The organism is Chlorobaculum sp. 24CR (genome assembly GCF_004118635.1).
In the GTDB taxonomy this organism is placed as follows: domain Bacteria; phylum Bacteroidota; class Chlorobiia; order Chlorobiales; family Chlorobiaceae; genus Chlorobaculum.
Genome location: NZ_SDGU01000026.1, coordinates 43181 through 62826, shown reverse-complemented (window position 1 = coordinate 62826; position 19646 = coordinate 43181). Strand labels below are relative to the sequence as shown.

General features: G+C 61.1%; 18 protein-coding genes. 10 read left to right on the top strand and 8 right to left on the bottom strand.

Annotated features, from left to right (window positions below; all coding sequences use genetic code 11):
- The first annotated feature begins 201 nt into the window (after positions 1-201).
- On the top strand, positions 202-921 hold the full coding sequence (locus tag EST62_RS06235) for a CsgG/HfaB family protein (protein WP_129051245.1): 720 nt from the start codon (positions 202-204) through the stop codon (positions 919-921).
- Positions 922-1059: 138 nt separating this feature from the next.
- Here the strand turns inward: EST62_RS06235 and EST62_RS06230 are convergent, their stop codons facing one another.
- Positions 1060-1752: a class I SAM-dependent methyltransferase gene (locus tag EST62_RS06230; protein WP_129051244.1), complete on the bottom strand. Its 693-nt coding sequence runs from the start codon at positions 1750-1752 to the stop codon at positions 1060-1062.
- A 251-nt stretch (positions 1753-2003) separates the two neighbouring features.
- Here EST62_RS06230 and EST62_RS06225 point away from each other — a divergent pair, with 251 nt between their 5' ends.
- From EST62_RS06225 to EST62_RS06215, 3 genes are all read left to right on the top strand, one after another.
- Positions 2004-3686, top strand: coding sequence for a long-chain fatty acid--CoA ligase (locus EST62_RS06225; RefSeq protein ID WP_129051243.1), 1683 nt, complete (start codon positions 2004-2006; stop codon positions 3684-3686).
- 106 nt (positions 3687-3792) lie between these two features.
- Positions 3793-4941, top strand: coding sequence for a Fic family protein (locus tag EST62_RS06220; protein ID WP_129051242.1), 1149 nt, complete (start codon positions 3793-3795; stop codon positions 4939-4941).
- A 21-nt stretch (positions 4942-4962) separates the two neighbouring features.
- Complete coding sequence (locus EST62_RS06215) at positions 4963-6162, top strand: class I SAM-dependent methyltransferase (protein WP_129051241.1); 1200 nt, start codon at positions 4963-4965, stop codon at positions 6160-6162.
- Positions 6163-6165: 3 nt separating this feature from the next.
- Here the strand turns inward: EST62_RS06215 and EST62_RS06210 are convergent, their stop codons facing one another.
- The 3 genes from EST62_RS06210 to EST62_RS06200 form a co-directional block, all read right to left on the bottom strand.
- Complete coding sequence (locus EST62_RS06210; RefSeq protein ID WP_129051240.1) at positions 6166-7134, bottom strand: Ppx/GppA phosphatase family protein; 969 nt, start codon at positions 7132-7134, stop codon at positions 6166-6168.
- A gap of 27 nt (positions 7135-7161) precedes the next feature.
- The gene (gene prmA, locus EST62_RS06205) at positions 7162-8031 is read right to left on the bottom strand and encodes a 50S ribosomal protein L11 methyltransferase (RefSeq protein ID WP_129051239.1); all 870 of its coding nucleotides are present in this window, start codon (positions 8029-8031) and stop codon (positions 7162-7164) included.
- A 157-nt stretch (positions 8032-8188) separates the two neighbouring features.
- Entirely contained in the window at positions 8189-8797 is a 609-nt protein-coding gene (locus EST62_RS06200) for a C40 family peptidase (RefSeq protein WP_245153496.1), read from the bottom strand.
- Between the two features lie 127 nt (positions 8798-8924).
- Here EST62_RS06200 and lysC point away from each other — a divergent pair, with 127 nt between their 5' ends.
- From lysC to EST62_RS06175, 4 genes are all read left to right on the top strand, one after another.
- Positions 8925-10337, top strand: coding sequence for a lysine-sensitive aspartokinase 3 (gene lysC / locus EST62_RS06190; RefSeq protein ID WP_129051237.1), 1413 nt, complete (start codon positions 8925-8927; stop codon positions 10335-10337).
- A gap of 188 nt (positions 10338-10525) precedes the next feature.
- Complete coding sequence (purM, locus tag EST62_RS06185) at positions 10526-11515, top strand: phosphoribosylformylglycinamidine cyclo-ligase (protein ID WP_129051236.1); 990 nt, start codon at positions 10526-10528, stop codon at positions 11513-11515.
- Positions 11516-11557: 42 nt separating this feature from the next.
- Complete coding sequence (gene plsY / locus EST62_RS06180; protein WP_129051235.1) at positions 11558-12256, top strand: glycerol-3-phosphate 1-O-acyltransferase PlsY; 699 nt, start codon at positions 11558-11560, stop codon at positions 12254-12256.
- A gap of 15 nt (positions 12257-12271) precedes the next feature.
- The gene (locus EST62_RS06175) at positions 12272-13273 is read left to right on the top strand and encodes an NAD(P)H-dependent glycerol-3-phosphate dehydrogenase (RefSeq protein WP_129051234.1); all 1002 of its coding nucleotides are present in this window, start codon (positions 12272-12274) and stop codon (positions 13271-13273) included.
- Between the two features lie 85 nt (positions 13274-13358).
- Here EST62_RS06175 and EST62_RS06170 read toward each other — a convergent pair whose 3' ends face one another.
- The 3 genes from EST62_RS06170 to EST62_RS06160 form a co-directional block, all read right to left on the bottom strand.
- A complete protein-coding gene (locus tag EST62_RS06170; protein WP_129051233.1) occupies positions 13359-13850 on the bottom strand; it encodes a histidine phosphatase family protein in 492 nt (163 codons plus the stop codon).
- The gene (locus EST62_RS06165) at positions 13847-14968 is read right to left on the bottom strand and encodes a glycoside hydrolase family 3 protein (protein WP_129051315.1); all 1122 of its coding nucleotides are present in this window, start codon (positions 14966-14968) and stop codon (positions 13847-13849) included. The genes EST62_RS06170 and EST62_RS06165 overlap by 4 nt, the downstream gene beginning before the upstream one ends.
- Positions 14969-15170: 202 nt before the next feature.
- The gene (locus EST62_RS06160) at positions 15171-16487 is read right to left on the bottom strand and encodes an AAA family ATPase (protein WP_129051232.1); all 1317 of its coding nucleotides are present in this window, start codon (positions 16485-16487) and stop codon (positions 15171-15173) included.
- Between the two features lie 130 nt (positions 16488-16617).
- Here EST62_RS06160 and kdsA point away from each other — a divergent pair, with 130 nt between their 5' ends.
- Positions 16618-17460 carry a 3-deoxy-8-phosphooctulonate synthase gene (gene kdsA, locus EST62_RS06155; RefSeq protein ID WP_129051231.1) on the top strand — a complete coding sequence of 281 codons (843 nt, stop codon included), beginning with the start codon at positions 16618-16620 and terminating at the stop codon, positions 17458-17460.
- Between the two features lie 36 nt (positions 17461-17496).
- Positions 17497-18042, top strand: coding sequence for an HAD family hydrolase (locus EST62_RS06150; protein ID WP_167599214.1), 546 nt, complete (start codon positions 17497-17499; stop codon positions 18040-18042).
- A gap of 128 nt (positions 18043-18170) precedes the next feature.
- Here EST62_RS06150 and EST62_RS06145 read toward each other — a convergent pair whose 3' ends face one another.
- Complete coding sequence (locus EST62_RS06145; protein ID WP_129051229.1) at positions 18171-19637, bottom strand: hypothetical protein; 1467 nt, start codon at positions 19635-19637, stop codon at positions 18171-18173.
- Positions 19638-19646 lie beyond the last annotated feature (9 nt).

Here is a 19646-nt window from a genome sequence, read left to right as displayed (position 1 = left end):
TACCGGAGTAACTTTGCAGCCATTGCTTTTACTCTTTACAGTGATACTTTACTTGTGCTTAGCCCCGTACAGGTTCATTGCCAATTTTTGTATATGGCGCGACGCCTGAAGGCCAGGCCGGGAAAAGGTCACTCCGGTTCGTATTGTATTTTGTCGTCTCTGAAACATAACCATCACCATAACGCTCAAGGAGATTCTATTATGAAGATCAAAGCACTGCTGCTTTTTCTGCTTTTCTGCACCATCGCCCTCGTCCAGGATGGACTGGCCGCCGGAAAACCCCGGATCGGCGTCCTGAGGTTCACCAACCACTCCGGTGCGGCATGGTGGAACGGCGGCGTCGGCGCCGACCTGCAAGACATGCTCATTTCGGAACTTGCATCGACCAACAGCTTCCGCGTACTCGAAAGGCGGGAACTCGATGCGGTGCTCGACGAGCAGGATCTCGGCAGGTCTGGCCGGATCAATCCGAGAACACGCGCCCGACTGGGCAAAATCACCGGCGCCCAGTACCTTGTGGCCGCGACGGTTTCCGCATTTGAACAAAACACGAGCGGTGGCGGCGGCGGACTCTCTTTCCGCGGGATCAGTCTTGGCGGAAGGCAGGACAAGGCCTACATGGCGGTCGATCTGAAGGTGATCGACGTGGAGACCGGCGAAATCTACGACGCACGGACGGTCGAGGCGACCTCGAAGTCGAGCGGCGTCAGCGTCGGCGTTTACCGCGACGGCTTTGGCGGCCACCTGAGCGAGTACAAGAACACCCCTGTCGGCAAAGCGATCCGCGCCTGCATCATCGAAATCACCGACTATCTGCAATGCTCGCTCGTGGAGGGCAAAAACAGCGGCTGCATGGATCAGTACAACCGCAAAGAGCAGAACCGCCGCGAAAAGACCAGAGGCTCCATTGATCTCGAATAACCGGCTGGCTCAGCCCGTTTGATTTCAGCAATGCCTGCGCATCGACCGTCAACATGCGCAGGCATTGCTTTTTTTGCCAGGGCCGCGCCCGACAGCCGCAAAAGCTCTGCCCAACGCCCGATGAAGCGCTTTCGAGCGTTACGCCTCGAAACGCCAGGCTTCGTGCCAGGTCTGTTTTTCCAGCCTCCGACAGGTCGTGAACCCCGCATTCCGAGCAAACTGTTCAAGCGTTGAGGCGCATTCAGGGAAGTCGCAGTTGCGGATGTGCTCCTGCACCTGATTCCGTTCGTCGGGCGTAAGCGCCTCCCACTGCGTTCTGACGGCTCTGTTGTAGCGGTAGAGATACTCCTGCCGCGCCTGCTCCTCGTCACGCATCACATCCACGAGAATCAGAACGCCGTTGTCGCCAAGGGCGCGGCGGCACTCGGTGAAGACCGCCTGCTTGGCTTCAGTGGGCAGGTGGTGCAGGGCGTAGCTCGAATAGACGATGTCGTAATGGTTTGCAGTTGCTTGCCGCAAGACTGAGAGCATGTCGTTGCAGCACAGATTGATGACCGCGCCGAACGGTTCGAGGTTTTTGCGGGCTTCGTCGAGGGCGAATTGCGAAAGGTCGCAGCCGCAGTATTCAGCAAGCTGATCGGGCTTGAGGAGCTTCAGAATGTGCGAAGCGTCGCCGCAGCCGAGGTCGATGAAGCGCAGCGGGCCGGAGCGGCGTTCGAACACCGTCGCCACGGCAGCCGTTATCTCCCGGTGAAACATGAGGTTGTGGCTGATGACTTTCTGGTAGGTGCCCCAGGTTTTGCGAAAGATGGTGATCGGGTCTGCGCTCATGATGAAAAATTCGGATGATCGAAGAGGCTTGTGACGAAAGGCGCAAATTACAAAAATGTAGCTCATCGATAACGCATGAAGGCGTTCTCTTCTCCCTCCCGCCACGGCAGCGACGGCGGGTGGCGTTATCCAGACAGAATCGGGGTGAAAGCCTTATATTCGTCGATGGATTCTGATGTTTATCTCATGCGCGGTTGGTTGTCGCAGCCTGTGGCTCCGCGAGACGCTCGATAACTTCCGGAGGATTTTTCATGTCCGACAGGCCCTGGCTCCGCCACTACGACGATGGCGTGCCGCACACCCTGGTGCCCTACCCGGCGATCACCCTGCTTGATATTCTGCGCGACTGCGCGCGGGAGCTTCCCGGCGACGACGCTTTCCTCTTCATGGGGCGCTCGCTCAGCTATCAGCAACTCGATCAGCAAAGCACGGCCTTCGCGGCGGGATTGCGGGAGCTGGGCGTCGTAAAAGGCGACCGGGTGGCGCTCCTGATGCCCAACTCGCCGCAGATGATCGTGGCCCAGTTCGGCGTCTGGAAGGCCGGAGGCATCGCCGTGCCGCTCAACCCGCTCTACACGGAACCTGAACTCGAACGGGCGATTTGCCAGAGCGGAGCCGAAACGCTCGTGCTGCTCACCCCGTTCTATGAAAAGCTCAACCGCATCCGCGCCAGCACCCCGCTCAAACGGGTCGTCACCACCTCCATCAAGGAGTATCTGCCGACGCTCAAGCGCCTCTTGTTCACCGCGCTCAAGGAGCGGCAGGGCGGTCACCGCGTCGAGCTGCGCCCCGGCGACCTGTCGATGGCCGACGTGATCGAAAGGCATCGCGATTCGGCAGCGCCGGAGGTGACGGTTGCGCCCCCGGATCCGGCGCTCTTTCTCTTTTCCGGCGGCACTACCGGCAGCCCCAAGTGCGTCATCGGGCGGCACGAAGCGCTCATCATGACCGCCATGCAGACCAACGCCTGGTTCCGCACCACCCTCGGCGACGACCGGATTGTCATCATGCTCAACCTTCCGCTCTTCCATGTCTATTCGCAGGTCGGCATCATGGCGAGCGGTTTCGTGCGACGCTCGCCGATGGTGCTCATGGCCGACCCGCGCGACACCGGAGCGCTGATCGCCACCATCAAGCGCCACAAGGTGGAGATGCTGCCGGGCGTGCCGACGCTCTTCAACGCGCTCGTCGCGCACCCCCGGCTCCAGCGCGATCCGCAGGCGTTGCGCTCGCTGCGGCTGATCGTCTCCGGAGCCTCCTCGCTGCATCAGGAGACCCGGAACCGCTTCGAGCAGCTCACCGGCGGCTGCATCATCGAGGCCTACAGCCTGACCGAAGCGCTGGTCTCGCCCGTCTTCTCCCCGGCGCGGGGCCGCCAGAAACCGGGCTCGGTCGGCCTGCCCGCGCCCGACGTCGAACTCTGCATCGTCGATGCCGAAGCGGGCGGCGAGGCGCTGGGGTCGGGCGAGGTCGGCGAGATTCTCATCCGCTCGCCCCAGAATATGAGCGGCTACTGGAACAATCCCGATGAGAGTGCCGCCGTGTTGCGCGACGGCTGGATTCACACCGGCGACCTCGGTTATCTCGACGAGGAGGGCTACCTGTTCGTGGTGGATCGCAAGAAGGATGTCATCAAGGCGAGCGGCTTCCAGATATGGCCGCGCGAGGTCGAGGAGGTGATCGCCCGGCACCCCGCCGTGCTCGAAACCGGCGTAGCCGGAGTGCCGGACGACTACCAGGGCGAAGCGGTCAAAGCCTGGATCGTGCTGCGCGAGGGCCAGACGCTCGACCCCGCCGACCTGAAAGCCTGGTGCCGCAAGGAACTCGCCGCCTACAAAGTCCCGAAACACATCGAATTCCGCGACACGCTGCCGAAGTCGGCGGTAGGCAAAGTACTACGCCGCGTGCTCGCCGGGGAGCATAACGCGGGGTGACGGTTGGAGGCAGATGGATGGAAATGGAAGGAAAGTAAACTTAGAATTTCTTAAGTTTACTTTTGAGCCTGAAAGTAAACTTAGAATCTCTTGGAGGCTTCTTGTTATGTCCAATCCTGTTCGAGACATCGAGGCATTCCTTGCTGGAAGAAAAGAAAAAGGACTTGAATATCTCTATTTTGTTCCTGAGCTGGTCAATGTTCAGTGGCAATGGAAAGATGTGCAGTTGGGTGTGTTGCTTGAAAAGGCGTCCATCAGCCTCGGAGAGCTGAACTCATACGCCCGTCTGGTTCCAAACACTGAGTTGTTCATTCAGTTGCACGTCACCAAGGAGGCGGTTATTTCAAGCCGAATTGAAGGTACGCAGACCCAGCTCGATGAAGCGCTTTTGCCGGAAGAAGAGGTGCTGCCTGAACGGCGCAATGACTGGCTTGAGGTCAGGAACTACATGGCGGCGATGAATGGCGCGATTCAACAACTGGAGCATCTGCCACTATCCTCGCGGCTGCTCCGTCAGGCGCATGAATTGCTGCTGTCTGGCGTCCGTGGCCAGCACCGCCAGCCCGGAGAATTTCGCCGGAGCCAGAACTGGATTGGCGGCTCGTCGTTGAAAGACGCAGCGTTTATTCCGCCAGCCCACCATTATATCGATCCATTGATGGGCGACCTCGAAAATTTCCTGCATAACCGGGAGATTGTCGTTCCTTCGTTGGTTCGTATTGGCATAGCTCATTACCAGTTCGAAACCATTCATCCTTTTCTCGATGGCAATGGCCGTATCGGGAGGCTTCTGATTACCCTGTATCTGGTGAGTGAAAAAATCCTTCACAAGCCATTGCTGTATTTGTCCTCGTTTTTCGAGAAAAACCGGATGCTCTATTACGAAAACCTGACGCGGGTGAGAGAAAAAAACGACCTGCTTCACTGGCTGAAATACTTTCTCGTCGGCGTCGATGAAACGGCGCGGAAGGCTGCGCAAACCTTGTCGGAAGTGCTTGTCCTGAAACAGGATACCGAGCGGCATCTTACCGAATCCAGCGGCAGGCGAGCAAAAACGGCCTTGACGTTGCTTTCTCATCTGTTCGTCAACCCGGTCGTCACCGTCAAGCAGGTGCAGCAAATCTGCGGTTTGAGCGCAAAATCCGCCAACGATCTGGTTACCTTTTTTCATGACGAAGGCATTCTGAAAGAGGTCAGCGGCCAGACCCGTTACCGGATTTTTGCCTTCAGCGAATATCTCGATAAGTTCGAGTAGCCGAACTGTCCCATTCCCCCCATGACCCTCGATGAACTCCACAGCCTCTTCGATCCGCAGGTGCTTGCCTTGATCGATGCTCACGCGAGCGACGATCCGGCGGCGTTTGCGTTGCGCTTTCACGGGCGGAGCGATCTGCCGGTACGGGCGATAGCCGAGCAGATTGCCTGCCGCAAGAAGGCCGCCGTGAAGCTGCCGTCGCTGTCGCGCTTTCCGCTGCTCTACACGCGGCTCGCGCTCGAACAGGCTTCGGGCGAGCGGGCGGCGGCGTGGAAAGCCTCGCTCATGCAGGGGCGGCGGGCGATTGAGCTGACCGGCGGCCTCGGCATCGACACGCTCTTCCTGGCCCGGCGCTTCGGCGAGGTGGTGTCGTGCGAGCGAAGCGAGGCGCTGGCGCGGCTGGCGGAGGCGAACCGGCGAACGATGGGCGTGACGAACGTCGAGACGCACGTCGGCGACAGCGCGGAGCTGCTCGACGGATACGACGACGATTCGTTCGACTGCCTGCTGGTCGATCCGGCGCGGCGGGAGCATGGCGGGCGCTCAGCGAGCCTCGTGGCGTCGAGTCCCGATGTGGTGCGGCTGCACGACCTGATGTTGCGCAAGGCGCGACAGGTCTGCATCAAGGCGTCGCCCGCGCTGGAGATCAGCGGGCTTGAGCGGTCGCTTCCGTCGCTCTCGACGGTTATCGCGGTGTCGGTCGAGGGCGAGTGCAAGGAGGTGCTGCTGCTGCTGGATCGCGGGCGCGAAGCTGGCCGGACGCCGGAGGTTCGCGCGGCGTGTCTGGGCGACAAGCCGTTCGAGATCGCCTCATCCGGTGGCGAGCCTCCCGCTCGTGTTGTCGCGGAAACGCCCGGCGCGTGGCTCTACGAGCCGGATGCGGCCATCATCAAGGCGCGACTCACCGGCGAACTTGCGCGGCAAATGCAGCTCGAATTCCTGAATCGCACGGTCGATTATCTCACGTCGGATCGGCTTGTTGAATCGTTTCCCGGACGGAGTTTTCGGATCGAGGCGTGTCGCCCGTTCAGGCCAAAGAGCTTCCGGAAAGAGCTTGCGGAACTGGGAATCACGAATGCGGCCATTCAGCGGCGCGATTTTCCGCTCTCCGTCGAAGAGCTGCGCAAGCGCTGCAAGCTCGGCGAGAGCAGCGAGCGGTTTCTATTCTTCACGAAGGATTCGTCGGGCGACCTCGTCTGGCTGTCGTGCCGCAAGCCGTGACTCTCAGCTCCGACGGCGAAGCTTCTGAAGCTCCCGTTGCGCCACGCCGTAGCGCAGGCCCTGGATGCTGACCGTCAGGCTGCCAACGCCGAGCATCCGCATGAACTGGTGCAAAATCAGCACGCCCATCGTAAAGACGTCGGCGCGGCCTTCGGGAATGCCGAATGCCACGATTTCGTCGATCGTCATCGCGCGGAGCTGTTCGACGAGCTCATGCACCGCGTCGTACTCAAGCCGGAAACCCTGCACCCGCCCGGCGTCGAACTGCCGGTCACCGAGGCAGACCTGCGCGATGGTGTTCAGCGTGCCCGCCACGCCGAACACCTGCTGACGACCCGCGAAGAAGGGCGGCAGCGCGGCGGCGAGCTGCCGGTCGATCTCCTCGCGCGCCGCCTCGAACTCCTCCGGCGACGGCGGCTGCGAGGTGCAGAAGCGCTCGGTCATTCTCACCGAGCCGACGTTCATGCTGACCGCGCTTTCGAGCGCGTTGGCGGTGCCCATGATGATCTCGGTGCTGCCGCCGCCGATGTCGATCACCGTGAACGGCTCCGGCGCCTCCGGCAGTCCGGCCACCGCGCCGAAGAAGGTGAGCGCGGCCTCATCCTCGCCGCTGATGCACCTGATTTCGATGCCGGTCGCGCTTTTCACCGCCGCGATCACTTCGTCGCGGTTGGCCGCGTCGCGCAGGGCGCTGGTGCCGACGGCGAGGATGCGCTGCACGCCAAGCTCGTCGCACAGCTTTCGGTACTCCGTCATGCAGGCGGTCAGCCGTTCGAGCGCTTCGGGGTGGATCATCCGGTGCTCATCGACCTTCTGGCCGAGGCGCACGATGGTCTGGCGGTGATCGACGGTCACGATCTTGCCGGTGGCGGGTTCGAGATCGGCGACCAGCAAGAGCGCCGTGTTGGTGCCGACGTCGATGCAGGCGATGCGTTCGGTTGCGTTGGGCATGGTTTTAAGAATAGGACTCATAGGTCGAATAGGACGAATAGGTGAATATCAGTCTTTTGGTTCGATCAGGGCCGAGAGCCATTCGTCTTCGTAGATGGTCTTGACGTTGGTGTAGTCGATGCGCTTGAGGAGTTGCTTCAGCCACGGTTCGTCATAGACCAGCACGCCCGAAAGCAGCACCTGCGCGGTTGGCGCGTGGCGGCCGATGACCGGCAGGATGCGGTCGAGCACGTTCTTGTTGATGTTGGCCAGAATCAGGTCGTAGCCCTCCTTGAGGTTTGCCACCAGCTCCTCCTCGGCGTCGAGCAGCTCCACCCGAATGTCGGCCACGCTGTTTTCGGCGACGTTTTCGACGGCGTTCTCGGCCGCCCAGGCGTTGTTGTCGAAGGCGAGAATCGGGTTGCGGTTGCCGAGCTTGCGGGCCGCGATGGCCAAGACGCCGGTGCCGGTGCCGATGTCCATGATCTTTTTGTCGGCGAGGTCGAGCTCCTCCATCTGGCGCATCATCAGGCGTGTGGTGGCGTGGTAGCCGGTGCCGAACGACATTTTCGGGTTGATGGCGATGACGATCTGGCCCGGCTTGACCGTATAATCCTTCTGGTGCTGGACGATGAGGAAGCGGTCGGAAATTTCCACCGGCTGCAAATGCGCCTCCCACTCGGCGTTCCAGTTCCGGTCGGCCATGAACGACGCCGTGAAGTGCGGCGCGGAGCCAAAGGTCTCCTGCAACAGCGTTTTGATGGCCTCCTCCTTTTCGGCGTTCCACTCGCCCTCGGGCAGATAGGCCAGCAGCTTTGTGTCCTCTTCGAGAAAATATTCGATCCCCTCCTGCGAGAGCAGGGCGATGTAGAGTTCGTACAGGTCGCTGTCGATCTCGAAGGCGAGTTCGATGTGGTTGTGAGTTTTCGGCGGTTGCATGGAGGTTTTGTTGGTGTATTGCGTGTTGCCAGTGCGGCAAGATAGCAAAACGGCGAGATTGGGACGAATGGGTCTGTTGGGACTTGTGGGACTATTGGGACTATTGGGAATGAACTGCGGAATTCCCGTTCTTCCGTCCACCAAGTCCACCGCGCGGCTACTCCACCCGAATAATTCTCGTGCCGAAGGCGAAGCGGGCGTTGTAATAGCTTTGAAACAGCGTGTTTACGCTGATGCCAGCCTTTGATGAGGCGTGAGCGAAGCGTTGGTTGCCGATATAGACGCCGACGTGGGTGATCTCGTCTCCGGAGGCAAAGAAAACCAGGTCGCCGGGTTGCAGGCGATCCCGGCGAATGATCGGGCCTACCAGCGCGAGTTCGCCAGAGGTACGGGGCAACAGCATCTGGAACGAGAGGTTGTACAAATACTGCACGAAGCCGGAGCAGTCAAAGCCATCCGGCGTGGTTCCGCCAAAGCGGTACCTGACTCCTCTGGAGTCTTCGATGGAATCGAGCATCGACCTGAAGGCGCGTCCGGAGACCTGTACCGGCAGGCTGCACCGTTCCGGGCCTTGCGGCCAGAGGCGGGAGATAGAAGTTTTTCTCTTTTTTAAACTATATTTGCTCTCCATGCGATCGGAGAGTGACCGTGTGCTCTGACATGCGCCAAGCACGAGCGTGAGGCACGAAAGCGCAAGAAGCGCCGCCGTCCTGAGAATGCGTTCTGCATTTGCTCCTTTCGGGGCGAATCGGGTAATCTCGTTCATGGGGCCGGTAAGACTGGGTTTCCGGTGTTCTGGGTTCATGAGTTGTATGCCGATCATGGAAGTATAGTAAATCCGAACCGGAAAACGATCCTGAAACGATCACTATCCACTTCTTTCGATTGAGGTTATGGTAGTCATGAAATTTGGCGGCACCTCTGTCGGCACGGCTGCGGCCATGCGGCAGGTGATCGCCAACGTCGCTGAAAGGATGAGATCGGGCGCGCCGCTCGTCGTTTTGAGCGCGTGCAGCGGCATCACCAACAAACTGATCCGGATCGCCGACACGGCTGGCGCAAGCCGACTCGAAGAGGCCAAACAACTGGTCTCCGAAGTTCGCCGGTTCCACCTCGATCTGATCGGGGAGCTTATCGGGAGCGAGGGGCTGCGGACGGCGGTGATCGAAAAGATCGAGGTCTATCTCACCCGGCTCGAACGGTTGACCGAGGGCATCGAGATCGTCGGCGAACTGACCGAGCGCTCCCGGGACCGCTTCTGCTCCTTCGGCGAGCTGCTCTCGACCAGCGTCTTCGCCGCCGCGCTGAACGAAGCGGGCGTGCGTTGCGAATGGCTCGACGCGCGCACGGTGATGATTACCGACGACCGCTACGGCTTCGCCCGCCCGCTCGCCGAAACCTGCCGCAAGAACACCAGCGAGATCATCAAGCCGCTGCTCGACGCGGGCACGGTGGTGGTGACGCAGGGCTACATCGGTTCGACCGGGTCGGGCCGCACCACCACGCTCGGACGCGGCGGCTCCGACCTGTCGGCGGCGCTGTTCGGCGCGTGGCTCCACTCGAACTCCATCGAAATCTGGACCGACGTGGACGGCGTGATGACCACCGATCCCCGCATGGTTCCTGACGCGCGCAGCATCCGGGTCATGACCTTCTCCGAAGCCGCCGAGCTGGCCTACCTTGGCGCCAAGGTGCTCCATCCCGACACCATCGCCCCGGCGGTCGAAAAGAACATCCCGGTCTATGTGCTCAACACCTGGCATCCGGACTCCAAAGGCACCCTGATTACCAACGATCCGGAGCTGCTGAAGGGCAAGAGCCACGGTGGTCTGGTCAAGTCGATCGCCGTCAAAAAGGGGCAGGCGATCCTGAACATCCGCTCCAACCGGATGTTTGGCCGTCACGGCTTCATGAGCGAACTGTTCGACGTGTTCGAGCGCTTCGCCATTTCGGTCGAGATGATTTCGACCAGCGAGGTGTCGGTCTCCCTGACGGTTGACGACGGCTCGGTGAGCGAGGCGTTCATCAAGGCGCTGGGCGCTCTCGGCGAGGTCGAGATCGAGCACAAGGTGGCCACGGTCAGCGTGGTCGGCGACAACCTCCGCCTGTCGAAGGGGGTTGCAGGCCGGATTTTCAACTCGCTCTGCAACGTCAACCTGCGCATGATTTCGCAGGGCGCCTCGGAAATCAACGTGGGTGTTGTGGTCGATGAGAGCGACGTGAAAGCGGCTGTTTCAGGCCTGCACTGCGAGTTCTTCGCGGAATCGCAGTGCGACGCGATTTTCGAAAAACCGGCGGGAAGCTGAAAATCTGCGGCAGGTCGAGAATAGAGTTGTTAATCCGGCAACAATCAATGGCGACCTCCTCCGCAGCAGCAATTGGGCTGAAGCCCAGATTTATGTTACTGTATTCGCATACCCCGGCCTGAAGTCCGGGGCAATTGTCAGGAGTTTTCATGGCCGGAGCAACAACAGGATAATCACGAAAAAGAACTATGGATTACAAGAAAGCCGGAGTCGATATTTCTGCGGGCGAGGAGTTTGTCCGCCTCATCAAACCTCATGTTCGCCAGACCTTCACCCCGCAGGTGATGACCGACATCGGCGCGTTCGGCGGCTTTTTCCGGCCTGACTTCGCCAACTACGAGCAGCCGGTTTTGGTGAGCAGCATCGACGGCGTGGGCACCAAACTCAAGATCGCCATCGAACTCGGCAAGTACGACACGGTCGGCTCGTGCCTGGTCAACCACTGCGTGAACGATATTCTGGTCTGCGGCGCGCGTCCGCTCTTTTTCCTCGACTACTACGCTTGCGGCAAGCTCAAGCCGGAGATCGCCGCGTCGGTCGTGACCGGCATGGTGAAGGCGTGCCGCGAGAACGGCGCGGCCCTCATCGGTGGCGAGACCGCCGAGATGCCGGGCGTCTATGACGCGGAGGATTTCGACCTGGCCGGAACGATTGTCGGCGTGGTCGATCAGCCGCACATCATCAACGGCTCGCAGATCGAAGAGGGCGACGTCTTGATCGGCCTGCCCTCGACCGGCCTGCACACCAACGGCTATTCGCTGGCCCGCAAGGTGTTCGAAGGGCGGATGAACGAGACCTTCGCCGAACTCGACGGCACGGTCGGCGAGGAGCTGCTGAAGGTGCACCGCTCCTACCTGTCGGTCATCGAGCCGTTGCTTGGCACGGGCGACTTGCGCGGCATGTCGCACATCACCGGCGGCGGCCTGATGGGCAACACCATGCGCATCGTGCCGGAAGGTCTCACGCTGTCGGTGGACTGGAACTCGTGGCCCGAACTGCCGATTTTCGACCTGATCCGCCGCGAAGGCTCGGTGCCCGAAGAGGATATGCGCCGCACCTTCAACCTCGGCCTCGGCCTGGTGATGATTGTCTCGAAGGATCGCGTCGATCACCTTATGGGCTACTTGAAGTCGAGAGAGGAAAATGCCTACATTGCAGGCGAGGTCGTCAAGGCCTGATCTTCAGATCGAGTGTTCGTTCATCATTCAATCCTGATTGACATGCTGACATTTCTTGCCATCGTCGCCGTTGCTTACCTCATCGGCTCAATTCCGACCAGCATCATTGCCGGAAAGTTGCTCAAGGGCATCGATGTCCGCGACTACGGCAGCGGCAATGCTGGCGGCACCAACGCCTTCCGGGTGCTGGGCTGGAAGGTGGGTCTGGTCGTGACGCTCATCGACATCGCCAAGGGAACGATTGCCGCCGTGCCGGTGGTCGCCTTTTTCAAGGCCCATCCCCTCGGCGCGTTTCCTGATATGAACGAGGTCGCCCTGAGCCTTGTCGCAGGCATGGCCGCCGTCATTGGCCACGTCTTCACGGTCTTCGCCGGATTCAAGGGGGGCAAGGGGGTCAGCACCGCCGCCGGAATGCTGATAGGACTCGCGCCGGTGAGTATGCTCATGGTGATCGGCATCTTCCTGCTCACCGTCACGATTTCTCGCTATGTGTCGGTCGGTTCGATCTTTGCCGCCATCGCCTTTCCGCTGATCATCGCCATCCGCAAGTACCTGTTCGATCTCGGCTCCGGCCTCGATTACCGTTTTTTCGACCATTGGTTCGTGCATGACAGCCTCGATTATCACCTTCTCATATTCGGAGGCATTGTAGCCGTGGCGATCATCTACACCCATCGCGCCAACATCAGGCGTCTCTTTTCAGGAACCGAAAACCGCCTGAGCTTCGGGCGGAAGAGCTGAGGAGCCGGAGGCGCGATGAAGATCACCGTTCTCGGCGCGGGGAGCTGGGGCACCACCCTCGCCATTCTGCTGGCCAACAAGAGGCACGAAGTGCGGCTTTGGGCGCATCGCCCGGAGTTCGCCCGTGCGCTGGAGGCTGACCGCGAGAACAAGCGCTACCTGAAGGGGGTGCTTTTTCCCGAAAACCTTCACGTAGTCGAAAATCTTCACGAAGCGGTCAAGCAGGCCGAAATGATCGTCGCCGCCGTGCCGTCACATGCGCTCAGGGAGACGGCTGCGGCGTTTGCCGACCTGCCGCTCAGCGGCAAAGTCATCGTCAACGTCGCCAAGGGCATCGAGCTGGAGAGCGGCAAACGCATGTCCGAGGTGTTGCTCGAAACGCTGCCTGGCGTCGCGCCGGAGCAGATCGCCGCGCTCTACGGCCCAAGCCACGCCGAGGAGGTCGCCCAGAAGCAGCCGACAACCGTCGTGGCCTGCTCCGTTTCGGAACAGACCGCCTGCCTGGTTCAGGAGGTGTTCCACACCAACGGCTTTCGCGTTTATGTCAACACTGACCTCATTGGCGTCGAAATCGCCGGATCGGTCAAGAACATCATCGCCATCGCTGCCGGGGTCTCCGACGGACTCGGCTTCGGCGACAACGCCAAAGCGGCGATCATCACGCGCGGGCTGGCTGAAATCTCACGCCTCAGCACAAAGCTTGGCGCGGATCCGCTGACGCTGTCGGGCCTCTCCGGGATCGGCGATCTGGTCGTCACCTGCCTGAGCCAGCACAGCCGCAACCGCTACGTCGGCGAGCAGATCGGCAAAGGCCGAAAGCTCGACGATGTGATCAGCGAAATGAGCATGGTGGCCGAAGGGGTGCTCACCTCAAAGGCCGTGGTCAAACTGGCCGAACGCCTCGGCGTGGAGATGCCTATCTCGCAAGCCGTCTATGAAATGCTTTTTGAAGACAAACCCGCCCAGCAAGCCATACTCGATCTGATGGAGCGAGAGCCGAAGCCCGAGCATTATTGAAGTTTAGGTCTATAAGGCTTATAGGTCGTATATGACCTATAAGCCTTATGGGACGAATTGCGTACGCCCTACTGTTGACCTGCACTCACTCTTTCTCCGGAAACTCGTACCAGTCGAACCTTCCGCTGCCTTCGGCGGTATCACGCCAGTGATCGCAATCCAGCTCGATTTTCGCGACTCCGCAGGTGTCCATCGCTTCGGCGCGCTGGCCGGTGAGCCAGCCGACGAAGGCGCTGATGGCGGGGTTGTGGCCGAAGAGCATCGCCGTATTCTCCTCGTCGGCGAGCGACCGGACGAGGGCCGCGAGCGCGTCGATACCTCCTTCGTAGATTTCGATTTTCTGCACGATCTCCCGCCGCTCGATGCCAAAAGCGTCCGCGAAAATCTCCGCCGTTTCGAGCGCCCGGCTCGCCGGACTCGAAACGAGCAACTCCGGCGTAATCTTTTTCTTGTGCAGGCGGCGACTCATCTCTTCGGCTTGCTTGTGGCCCCGCTTGGTGAGCGGGCGGTCGAAGTCGGCCATAGCCGGATCGTGCCAGCCAGCTTTGGCGTGGCGGACGAGGTAAAGGGTTTTCATGGGCGTGGAGCGATGGTTCGGGTTTTCAGGGCCATGATGCGCCGGTACGACTCATCAATGCGTTTCGGTGAAATGGCGCCTTTTTCGACGAGGCGGCGGATGATGCTGGTCGCTTTGCTGGCGATGTCGGGATCGTAGCTGACATTGTTGCCGAAAATCAGAATATCGACGCCAGCATCGATCGACAGCCGGATCGCCTCTTCGAGGCCGTAGCGGTCGGCGATGGCCTTCATCTGCATGTCGTCGCTGACGACCACGCCCCGGAAGCCAAGCTTCTGGCGCAAGAAGCCGTCAATCGTCGCCTTCGAGAGCGTCGCCGGGTAGCGGCTGTCGAGCCGGGCGTTGAAGACGTGGGCGGTCATAACCGGATCATTGTACCCCTCGCCGATCAGTTTCCGGTACGGTTCAAGCTCTTTTTTCGACCAGGTGGCGGTGACGTCGGTGAAATCTTTGTGGGTGTCGGTCGTCGAGCTGCCGTGGCCGGGGAAGTGCTTCAGCGCCGCGATGACGCCATGCCGATGGAACGCATCGACGAAAATTCGCGCCTGCCGGGCGACCACCGCCGGGTCGGCGGAGAAGCTCCGGTCGAGCTTGCCGATGACGGGATTGTTCTGGTTGACGTTCAGATCGACGACCGGCGCGAGGTTCATGTTGACGCCGAGGCTCGCGAGGAGCGCGGCGGTCGATCCGGCGGCCTGCCGTGTATTGTCGGCGTTGTCGAGCTTGCCGAGGCGGGCGGCGGAGAGGGTTGGCGGGAAGCCGCGCGACGGCTTGAGACGGCAGACGCGCCCGCCCTCTTGGTCGATGGCGACCAACAGCGGAATCGACGAGCGCTGTTGCAGCTCCGAGGAGAGCCGCCGGAGCTGCTCCGCCGACTCGATGTTGCGCACGGGCGATCTTGACGGTACGTCGTAATCGAAGAGCACCACGGCGCCGATGCCCCGCTCGCGAATATCGGCGGCGACAGGCGACCCCGCTTTGGCCTCCATGCCCCGGAAGCCGATCATGAGCATCTGGCCGATTTTAATCGAAAGACTGTCGGGCTGGCGTGATGTGTCGGCAAGCGCAGAGGTGAAGCTCAAAAGAAGCAGCAGCGCGGCGAGGAGGCTCTTGTTCATATAGCGCAGGGTGGTTATAGCTGCATCCATTATAGCTCCGGCCAGTAATTCTCTTAAAACCATTGCCCCGGACTTCAGTCCGGGGTCGAGAGTTACAATAATACAAATCGGGGCTTTAGCCCAATTTCATCCTGTTACGCCTTTTGTAATTGTTTACGCCGGACGGAACTGCAAGAAGCTCCGTCCAGCTTGCGCTTAAGGGCTACTTTTTGTGCATAACAATGCGCTCGCCCTCCAGCCCGATCTCGACGGCGTCGTTCTCGCCGACCTCGCCGGAAAGAATCATCTCGGAGATGCGGTTGGTGATCTGCCGCTGCAAGACGCGCTTGAGCGGGCGCGCGCCGAAGGCCGGATCGAAGCCTGTTTTGGCGAGCCACATGAGCGCGTCGTCCGAGATTTCGAGCGTGATGCGCTGACGCCTCGCAGTCTCCTTGATCCGGTTGAACTGGATGGTGACGATCTCGCGCAGGTGCTCCCTGTTGAGCGGCGTGAAGAGAATCACCTCGTCGATGCGGTTCAGGAACTCCGGCCTCACCTGCTGCTTGAGGAGCTGAAAGAGCCGCTCCTGCAAACCGGCCATCGCCACGTCAGCATCGCGCCCTTCGAGCTGCTCCATCTCGCTCTGGATGAGCTGCGCGCCGATGTTGCTCGTCATGATAATGATGGTGTTCTTGAAGTTCACCGTGCGCCCCTTGCTGTCGGTCAGGCGCCCGTCGTCGAGAATCTGGAGCAGGATGTTGAACACATCCGGGTGCGCTTTTTCGATTTCGTCGAGCAGCACTACAGAGAATGGTTTGCGCCGCACTGCTTCGGTGAGCTGGCCGCCCTCTTCGTAGCCGACGTAGCCGGGAGGCGCGCCGACCAGGCGGCTGACGGTGTGCGACTCCATGTACTCGCTCATGTCGATGCGGATGAGCGCCTCGTCGTCATTGAAAAGATATTCGGCAAGCGTTCGGGCCAGCTCGGTTTTGCCGACGCCGGTCGGGCCGAGGAAAATGAACGAGCCGATCGGGCGCTTCTCGTCGCCCATGCCGGCGCGGGAGCGCTTGACGGCGTCGCTGACCGCCCGCACCGCCTCGTCCTGGCCGACCACGCGGTGGTGCAGCTCGGCCTCGATGCCGAGCAGCTTCTGGCGCTCCGACTGGAGCATCTTGCTGACCGGAATGCCCGTCCATCGCGAGACGATGTCGGCGATGTCGCCCGCGTCGATCTCCTCCTTCATGATGAGGTCGCCGGAGGCCTGTCGCGCCTCGATCTTGCGGTTGTTCTCTTCCAGCTCCTTTTCGATTCCGGCGATCTTGCCGTAGCGTATCTCGGCCACCTTGCCGTAGTCGCCGCTGCGTTCATAATTCTCGGCCTGTACGCGCAGCTCTTCAAGCTCCGATTTGAGGCGGCGTGAAGTATGAATCAGCTCCTTCTCGGCATCCCACTGCGCTTTGACGGTCGCCTGCTCCTCCTTGAGGCTTGCGATCTGCTTTTCGATGTCGAGCAGCCTCTGTCTGGTATCTGCGGTATTCATAATCAGCTATCTTTGTTGGAGAATGAAAAGATAAATTATTGATTAAATTCAGTGCCTGATTCATCAGAGTCAAAACAAACCGGCCTCACTTGTTGCTGCCGTTAACTCTTGTAATCAAACAGGACAAAGGATGCAAAAGTTCTCGGTTGGCCCTGTGTCGCTGCCTGGCCCGAAGGGGCTGTTCCTCATCGCGGGGCCGTGCCTGATTGAAAACCGCCGGATGGCGATGGAGGTCGCCGCCGAACTCGACCGCATCCGCAAGCAGGAAGATGTGCGCATCATCTTCAAGGGGTCTTACCGCAAGGCGAACCGCTCGTCGGCCTCTTCATATACCGGCATCGGCGACCGCGAGGCACTCGAAATCCTGCGCGAGATCAGGGACTATTTCGGGATGCCTGTCCTGACCGACGTTCACGAAACCTCCGAGGTCGAGCTCGCCGCGTCGTACGTCGATGTGCTCCAGATTCCGGCGTTCCTGTGCCGCCAGACCGACCTGATCGTGGCCGCCGCCTCGACGGGCCTCGCCGTCAATATCAAAAAGGGGCAATTCCTCGCGCCGGAGGACATGGCTTACGCTGCGGAGAAGGCCGCTTCGACGGGCAACAAAAAAATCATGCTCACCGAGCGGGGAACCACCTTCGGCTACCACAACCTCGTCGTTGACTTCAGGGGGCTGCCGATCATGGCCGATTCCGGCTGGCCGGTCATTGTCGACGTCACGCACAGCGTTCAGCTTCCGGGCGCGGGGGCGGGCGTGTCGGGTGGCGACCGTCGGTTCCTGATGCCGCTGGCCCGCGCCGCTGTCGCCACAGGAGTCGATGGCCTCTTTTTCGAGGTGCATCCCGATCCGGCGACCGCCATGTCCGACGCCTCGACGCAGGCCCCGCTCGCCGAATTCGGCGAAATGGTGCGGGCGCTGATGCAGCTCCAGCGATGTATGCAGTCGATCAGGGAAGAATTTCATTCACGTTAACCAGTTACACTCTTGAGCTCTTTCCAGTTTTTCGGAATGCAGCCCTACCAGGCTGACCCCTCTTCACAGATCAACGCCGCCCTTGACGCCGTCAAGGCGCTGGTCATCTCTCTCGACGGAGTCCTCACCAACGGCACAATCACCCTCGACGGCGAGGGGCGCGAAATGCCCGGCGTTTACGCCCGCGACCTCGTCGGCATCCGCGAGGCGTTGCGCCTCGGCATGAAGGTGGCGGTCATCGCCGGACGGCAGGCCGGGGCCTACCGCCAGGTGCTCGAAGCTGCCGGACCGGTCGATCTCTTTCTCGACGGCGAGGAGCGGCTCGAAGCGTACGAAGCGTTCAAAAGCCGCCACGGCTTGCAGGACGACGAGTGCGCCTGCATCGCTGACGACATCGACGATCTGGAATTGCTGAAAAAGGCGGGATTGCCGGTGACGCCGATCAACGGCGCGGAGTACCTGCGCAACCGCGTCGCCTACATCTCGGTGTTCGAGGGAGGACGAGGCTGCGTGCGCGAAATCGCCGAAATGATCCTCGACCACCAGAACCGCTGGGAGCACAGCGAAAAGCCGAATAATTGAAAATTAGGGGATCGGCAATTTTCCTGTAGGGGCAGGCCTTGCGCCTGCCCTGAAGGTTTTTTGATTGCCCTGCAAGGGTAGGCGCAAGGCCTACCCCTACACAAATGCAACACGCTCGATTCTTCCCCTCACTCCTCACTTTTTGAACAAACGCAGCAGTCGGCGTTGAGAAACATCGCCATTTTCGCCAGCGACCTGGTGCCGACGACGTTGGTGCCGTGGCCCGGCTCGATGTGCACGTCGCCGAGGTAGTCGAGGCCGTCGCCATCTTCGATTGCGCGCTCCAGCGCGTCGAGCTTGCCGAGGAGGCTGTAGGCCGCCGATTGCGGCGTCGAGCACGAGACCGGCGGATTGTCGAAGCCGTGCACCACGTAGCCGTCCGGAACCATGTCCTCGTCGGGGTAGTGGTGCCAGTGCGTCATGCCGCAGCCGAAGCGTTCGAGCAGTGCGGGAAAGCGGCTGCCGGGAGCGAGCGCGAGCAGGATGCTTGAGATCATGGCGTTGCCGACGGCGTGGGCGATGATGGTGAGGGTGTCGAACGAGGGCTTCGAGACGAGGCCCTCCGGCAATCCGGCAGGCGTGGCCAGCCATGCGCGGCCATTTTCCAGCCCGATCTCCACCAGGTCGTGGCGCGGGTCGAGGGCCGTTTTCCGGCAGCCCGACCGGGTGGTGAGGATGCGCACGGCAGGCACCGGCACAAGCAGGCGCTTCCCGGCAATCGTCACCGGCGCGAATACTTCGTTGCCTGACGCTTCGCCGCCGCCGTCCGCCTCGATTGCAGGCGCGACCTTCACCGGGAGCTGGCGGGCGAAGAAGCCGTAGCTCATGCCGCTGCGGTCGTCGAGGTAGCGCGAGACGATCTTGCGGCAAAAGCCGTTACGGTAGTCGAGCGACTCGCGCGAGGTGTGGTTCATGAAGCGCGGGTTTTTCGCCCAGATGCGCCCGCACTCCACGAAATCAGCGGCGAACTTCAGGAACTCCGGGGCCCCGGTGTCGAGCGAGCCGGGGCGAAGTTCCAGCTCGCCGTCGCGCGGCGGCACCACCTGCGCGGTGAGCTTCGGAATCAGCGATTCGAGCACATCGCGCGGCTCCGGCAGCGGCGTGTCGAAAGTGGTGATGCCGCCGTTCATGCTGCACACCGTCCACGACGTTTCGGTCACGTAGATAAGCAGATGCACCATCTCCCAGGCGAGCTTGCCGACCACTGCGTCGAGCGTCTCCTGCGGCGTCTGGCCGTTATGCACCGGCGGCGCTTCGTCGTAAACACCGACGATCAGGTTGTTGTAGAGCGTCGAAACGCGGCTGATCGGCAGCTCCCCGTCCGCGAATCTGCCCGGCGCGATGAGCGCCGTGCCCGCCTCGACGCGTGACTCCCGCCCGCCCGCCACTGCCGCCGCCGTCTCGGCCATCGTCACCCCGCACTCCGCGAACGCCTCCCGCAACGCCGCGATAAAGCGGTCGAGGCGCGGGCTCTCCTCCTGCGGCGGGCAGAAGGCCACGCGCAACGTCGAAGCCATGGCGCGGGGGGTGAGCGGCGTCGAGGCGGGAATGCCGAGCAGCCGGTTCAGCCAGAAGGGGGAGAGGTGTCGGGTCATGGAAAAGGT